Here is a 5,683-nt window from a genome sequence, read left to right as displayed (position 1 = left end):
CCGTGAAGGGCCCCAAGGGTCCCCTGCATTCCAAGTTCCATCCCCTCATGACCGTCAAGGTCGAGGGCAATGAGATTTTGGTTACCCGCCCCAATGACGAGAAGGAGGCCCGCAGCCTCCACGGCCTGACCCGCACCAACATCCACAACATGGTGGTTGGCGTCACCGAAGGCTTCAAGAAAGAGCTGGAGATCCAGGGCGTCGGCTACCGCTGCGCCAAGCAGGGCAGCAAGCTGGTCCTGACTCTGGGCTTCTCTCATCCGGTCGAGGTCTCTGAGACCGACACCATCAAGATCGAAGTCAAGGATGCTCTGCATTTCAACATCCTGGGCATCGACAAGCAGGAAGTCGGCCAGTTCGCTGCCGAAGTCCGTGGCAAGCGCCCGCCCGAGCCGTACAAGGGCAAAGGCATCCGCTATGTCGGCGAGTTCGTCATCCGCAAGGAAGGCAAAGCCGGCAAGGGCAAATAATAGGAGGGGAGAAACATTATGGTCAATAAGGCTGATAAGAACGAAGCTCGTCTTCGCCGTCACCGCCGCGTCCGCGGCAAGATCAGCGGCACTGCCGAGCGTCCTCGTCTGGATGTTTTCCGCTCTGCCAAGCACATCTACTGCCAGGTGATCGACGATGAAGCTGGTGTTACGCTGGCTTCCGCCTCCACCCTGGAAAAGGACTTTGAGGACTACGGCGGCAACTGCGACGCTGCCAAGAAGGTTGGCGAGCGCATCGCCAAGAAGTGCCTTGAAAAAGGCATTACCGAAGTGGTCTATGACCGCGGCGGTTTCGTATACCACGGCCGTGTTAAGGCACTTGCTGAAGGTGCCCGTGAAGCCGGCCTGAAACTGTAAGGAGGGAGAAGATACAATGGCCATGCAGAGAAACAGAGAACAAGATGACGGCATGATCACCAAGGTCGTCTCCATCAACCGCGTTTCCAAGACCGTTAAGGGCGGCCGTATCATGAAGTTCGCCGCTCTGATCGTTGTCGGCGACGGCAAGGGCAACATCGGCTACGGCGTTGGCAAGTCCAACGAAGTTCCCGAGGCCATCCGCAAGGGCGAAGGCGCTGCCAAGAAGAACATGCACAAGGTCAACCTGAAGGGCACCACCATTCCTCACGAGATCGTGGGTGTGTACGGCGCCGGCCGCGTTCTGATGCGTCCCGCCGCTCCCGGTACCGGCGTTATCGCCGGCGGCCCGGTCCGTGCCGTTCTGGAATGCGCCGGCATCAAGGACATCCGTACCAAGAGCCTGCGCTCCAACAATCCGATCAACGTTACCGCTGCTACCTTTGCCGGCCTGTGCGGCCTGACCGACGCCGAGAGCGTCGCTGCGAAGCGCGGCAAGACCGTTGCGGAAATCCTGGGTTAAGGAGGGCGTCACAATGGAAAAAGTTACCATTCGTCTTGCCAAGAGCCTGATCGGCCGCGGCAAGGAGCAGATCGCCGTTGCGCACTCCCTGGGACTCAACCGCCCGGGCGAAGTTACCGAGCAGCCTGACAACGCGGCTACCCGCGGCAAGATCGCCAAGATCTCGCACCTGGTCGTCGTGACCAAGGCGTAAAGCAAGGAGGTGCAAGCATGAAGCTTCATGAACTGAACGCGCCCGCGGGCGCCCGCAAGGCCGTGACCCGCAAGGGCCGCGGCGCCGGTTCCGGCAACGGCAAGACCGCCGGCTACGGCCACAAGGGCCAGAAGGCCCGCAGCGGCGTCAAGAAGGCGGGCTTTGAAGGCGGCCAGATGCCTTTGCAGCGTCGTCTGCCCAAGCGCGGCTTTAACAACATTTTCGCCACCAAGTACGTCACCATCAAGGTCTCTGACCTCGAGAAGTTCGAGGCCGGTGCCACGGTGGACGCCGAGGCTCTGCTGAAGGCGGGTCTCATTTCCAAGACCCTGGACGGTGTCAAAGTCCTGGGCAACGGTGAGCTGACCAAGGCTGTCAACGTCAAGGCTGCCGCTTACACGGCTTCCGCGAAGGAAAAGATTGAGAAAGCAGGCGGGAAGGCAGAGGTGATCTAAGGTGTTCGAAACATTTCGCAATGCCTGGAAGATCGAAGACCTGCGCAAGCGGCTGCTGTATACGCTGCTGATTCTCGTCCTCTTCCGTCTCGGCTGCGCAATTCCGGTACCTTATATTACCACGGGTGCTCTGGATTCCATGTTCACGACCGGCAGCATGCTGACCTATCTCAACATGATGTCCGGCGGTGCAATGAGCCGCTGCACCATCTTCGCGCTGGGCGTACAGCCCTATATCAATGCGACCATCATTATCCAGCTGCTCTGCGTAGCGATCCCGTATCTGGAGAATCTCTCCAAGGAGGGTGAGGAAGGCCGTCAGAAGCTGACCAAAATCTCCAACTACACCGGCGCCGCCATCGCCCTGCTGCTGAGTGTCGCGTACTACTTCATCATCCGCCGTATGGGCGCCCTGAAGTACACCGATGGGTTCACTGGCATCTTTGCCGCCGTGGTCATCATCGCCTGCTTCACCGCCGGTGCCCAGTTCGTTACCTGGATGGGCAACCAGATCGATTCCAAGGGAATCGGCAACGGCCTGTCCCTGCTGATCTTCGCCGGCATCGTCGCCGACTGGTCCCGTGTGGTCTCCTCCTTCCAGGATATGCTCACCCGTGCCCAGGCCGGTGCGCCGGGCTACTACCTGATGATGCCTGCCATGGTGATTCTCGCCCTGATTGCCGTCATCTTCGTGGTGGTCCTGACCAATGCCGAGCGCCGCATCCCGGTCCAGTACGCCAAGCGCGTCGTCGGCCGCAAGATGTACGGCGGCCAGGCCAGCTACATTCCGATCAAGGTGAATATGTCCGGCGTTATGCCCATCATCTTCGCCTCGACGCTGTGCAGCCTGCCCAACATGGTCGGCAGCTTCCTGAACCTGGATGCCACCAAGCATCCGATCTGGACCGCGTTCTTCCGCTTCTTCAACTACAACTCGATTCTGTACCTCGTCGTGTATGTGCTGCTCATCGTCGCGTTCAACTACTTCTATGTGGCGATCCAGTACAACCCCGTGGACATCAGCAATCAGCTGCGCAAGAACAACGGTACCATCCCCGGTATCCGCCCCGGCAAGCCGACCAGCGACTTCATCACCAAGACGCTGAGCAAGATCACCCTGATCGGTGCCATCTTCCTGGCCATTGTCGCGGCTGTGCCGATGATCATCGGCGATGCGACGGGCGTCTCCATCCAGCTGGGTGGTACGAGCCTGCTGATCGTCGTGGGCGTCGCGCTGGATACCGCGCGTTCCCTGGAAGGCTATATGACGGCTCGCCATCATAAGGGCTTCCTGGAATAACAAATTCTGTTGAATGGAAAGGGGACACAACCAATGAAACTCATCCTTTTAGGTGCTCCGGGTGCCGGCAAGGGTACCCATGCCGAGATTCTGTGTGACAAGCTGCATATCCCCACCATTTCCACTGGCAACATCCTGCGTGCCGCCGTCAAGGACGGCACCCCGATGGGGCTGAAAGCGAAAAGTTTCATGGACGCGGGCGCACTGGTTCCCGACGATGTCATCGTGGGCATCGTCAAGGAGCGCCTGGCCGCCCCTGACTGTGTCAACGGCTTTATTCTGGATGGCATGCCGCGCACCATTGCACAGGGCGAAGCCCTGGAGCGTATGGGCGTCGAGATCGACAAGGTCATCAACCTCGTGGTGGATGACAGCGTGATCGAGGGCCGTATGGCCGGCCGCCGCGTCTGCGCACAGTGCGGCGCGAGCTACCATATCAAGAACAAGCCGAGCAAGGTCGAGGGCGTGTGCGATCGCTGCGGCGGCGAGCTGGTGATCCGCAAGGACGACCAGCCCGAGACCGTGCGGGAACGTCTGGCGACTTACCACGAGCAGACCGAGCCGCTGGTGGACTTCTACCGGCAGCGCGGCAAACTGGTGGATATCACCGATCAGGGTTCCATTGAAGCCACGAACGCCTACATCCTGAAAATGCTGGAGGCGTAAGCGTTCCATGATCCAAATCAAAAATGCTGCCGAACTTGAAAAGATGCGCAAAGCCGCTGCGATCAGCGCGGCCGCGCTCAAGGCGGGCGGCGAAGCAATCGAGCCCGGTATTTCCACGGCAGAGATTGACAAGATTATCTACGACTTTATCGTGCGCCACGGCGCGAGGCCGAACTTCCTTCATCTGTACGGCTTTCCCGCCACCGCCTGCATCAGCGTGAACGACACGGTGATTCACGGCATCCCCAGCCGCGACCAGAAGATCCGCCCCGGTGACATCGTCTCGATCGACACCGGCTGCAAGATCGACGGTTTCAACGGCGACAACGCCTGCACCTTTGCCTGCGGCAAGATCGATCTGGAAGCCCAGCGCCTGCTGGATGTGACCAGAGAGAGCCTCCATCTGGGCATTGCGGCCGCTCAGGCCGGTGCTCGCATCGGGGATATCGGCCATGCGGTGCAGAGCTATGTGGAGGAGAACGGCTTCTCGGTCGTGCGCGAGTATGTCGGCCACGGCGTCGGCAAGGAACTGCATGAGGACCCTGAGGTCCCCAACTACGGACATCCCGGCCGCGGACAGCGGCTGGTGCCCGGTATGTGCATCGCCATCGAGCCGATGACCTGCCAGTACAAATGCGCGATAAAGACCTTAAAAGACGGATGGACGGTCAAAACCTGTGACGGCGGTCTGGCAGCTCACTTTGAGCATACCGTTGCCATCACGAGCAATGGGCCGGAAATCCTGACCCACGGCTGGGAGGAACCCGGATGGACTTTGTGAAAGGCCAACTGGTACGCTCCAAGGCAGGACGGGATCAGAACCGTACCTTTGCCGTCTTGGATGTGGAGGGCGAAATGCTGACGCTGGCCGACGGCGGCCGACGCAGTCTTGCGAACCCCAAACGGAAAAAGCGCCGGCATGTTGCTCCCACCGCCACCGTTCTTGGCAACGAGCTTCTGAAAAGCGATCAACCGCTCAGCGACGCGATCAAGGCGTATGACGCCGAACATCCGTTCTGAATGAACCTTCAAGGAGGCAATCAGCTTGTCTAAAGAAGATGTCATCGAAGTAGAAGGCGTCGTCCGCGAGGCTATGCCGAATACCGTGTTCAAGGTCGAGCTGCTCAACAAAGAGGGCAAGCCCAACGGCCATACGGTTCTGGCGCATATCTCCGGCAAACTGCGGACCAACTTCATCCGCATCCTGCCTGGTGACAAGGTCACCATGGAGATGTCCCCCTACGACCTGACCAAAGCCCGGATCACCTGGCGCTCCAAATAAGCGCCTTGTGTTTATAGAAGGAGGTTAACATCATGAAGGTAAAACCTTCCGTGAAACCCATCTGCGAGAAGTGCAAGGTCATCAAGCGCAAAGGCCGCGTGATGATCATCTGCAGTAATCCGAAGCATAAGCAGCGCCAGGGCTGAAAGTCCGCAGCGTAAGGCTGCGGAAACTTCACCCAAAACGCTTGGGGGCCAAGTGCGTAGATTCCCGGCGCAGGCCCCGACTAGGACATGGGATGTAACTATGGAGGTGCTTTATGGCACGTATTGCTGGTGTTGATCTGCCTCGCGAGAAGCGGATCGAGGTTGGTCTGACTTATGTTTACGGTATTGGTCAGAGCACTGCTGACGAGATTCTCGCCGGCACCGGAATCAACCCTGATACCCGCGTCAAGGATCTGTCTGCTGACGATG

General features: G+C 59.1%; 12 protein-coding genes. All 12 read left to right on the top strand.

Annotated features, from left to right (window positions below; translation table 11 throughout):
• A partial coding sequence (gene rplF, locus U0L91_RS08330) for a 50S ribosomal protein L6 (protein WP_330046011.1) occupies positions 1-470 on the top strand: 470 nt, incomplete at its 5' end.
• Between the two features lie 18 nt (positions 471-488).
• On the top strand, positions 489-848 hold the full coding sequence (gene rplR / locus U0L91_RS08325) for a 50S ribosomal protein L18 (RefSeq protein ID WP_113999395.1): 360 nt from the start codon (positions 489-491) through the stop codon (positions 846-848).
• Positions 849-864: 16 nt separating this feature from the next.
• Entirely contained in the window at positions 865-1,371 is a 507-nt protein-coding gene (gene rpsE / locus U0L91_RS08320) for a 30S ribosomal protein S5 (RefSeq protein WP_330046008.1), read from the top strand.
• Positions 1,372-1,384: 13 nt separating this feature from the next.
• Positions 1,385-1,564, top strand: a complete 180-nt coding sequence (rpmD, locus tag U0L91_RS08315; RefSeq protein ID WP_300365250.1) for a 50S ribosomal protein L30 — start codon at positions 1,385-1,387, stop codon at positions 1,562-1,564.
• A 17-nt stretch (positions 1,565-1,581) separates the two neighbouring features.
• Positions 1,582-2,019 carry a 50S ribosomal protein L15 gene (gene rplO / locus U0L91_RS08310; protein WP_330046003.1) on the top strand — a complete coding sequence of 146 codons (438 nt, stop codon included), beginning with the start codon at positions 1,582-1,584 and terminating at the stop codon, positions 2,017-2,019.
• A 1-nt stretch (position 2,020) separates the two neighbouring features.
• On the top strand, positions 2,021-3,319 hold the full coding sequence (gene secY / locus U0L91_RS08305; RefSeq protein WP_330046001.1) for a preprotein translocase subunit SecY: 1,299 nt from the start codon (positions 2,021-2,023) through the stop codon (positions 3,317-3,319).
• A 33-nt stretch (positions 3,320-3,352) separates the two neighbouring features.
• The gene (locus U0L91_RS08300) at positions 3,353-3,985 is read left to right on the top strand and encodes an adenylate kinase (protein WP_330045999.1); all 633 of its coding nucleotides are present in this window, start codon (positions 3,353-3,355) and stop codon (positions 3,983-3,985) included.
• Positions 3,986-3,992: 7 nt separating this feature from the next.
• Positions 3,993-4,766, top strand: coding sequence for a type I methionyl aminopeptidase (gene map / locus U0L91_RS08295; RefSeq protein WP_330045997.1), 774 nt, complete (start codon positions 3,993-3,995; stop codon positions 4,764-4,766).
• Positions 4,754-5,005: a KOW domain-containing RNA-binding protein gene (locus U0L91_RS08290; RefSeq protein ID WP_330045995.1), complete on the top strand. Its 252-nt coding sequence runs from the start codon at positions 4,754-4,756 to the stop codon at positions 5,003-5,005. The genes map and U0L91_RS08290 overlap by 13 nt, the downstream gene beginning before the upstream one ends.
• A 25-nt stretch (positions 5,006-5,030) precedes the next feature.
• A complete protein-coding gene (gene infA, locus U0L91_RS08285) occupies positions 5,031-5,267 on the top strand; it encodes a translation initiation factor IF-1 (RefSeq protein ID WP_113999387.1) in 237 nt (78 codons plus the stop codon).
• A 32-nt stretch (positions 5,268-5,299) separates the two neighbouring features.
• Complete coding sequence (rpmJ, locus tag U0L91_RS08280) at positions 5,300-5,413, top strand: 50S ribosomal protein L36 (RefSeq protein ID WP_330045992.1); 114 nt, start codon at positions 5,300-5,302, stop codon at positions 5,411-5,413.
• Positions 5,414-5,526: 113 nt separating this feature from the next.
• Positions 5,527-5,683 (top strand): 30S ribosomal protein S13 (gene rpsM / locus U0L91_RS08275; protein WP_330046013.1); only part of this gene is annotated, 157 nt, incomplete at its 3' end.

Source organism: Gemmiger sp. (assembly GCF_036306485.1).
In the GTDB taxonomy this organism is placed as follows: domain Bacteria; phylum Bacillota; class Clostridia; order Oscillospirales; family Ruminococcaceae; genus Gemmiger.
This window is presented reverse-complemented; position numbering and strand designations above follow the sequence as displayed.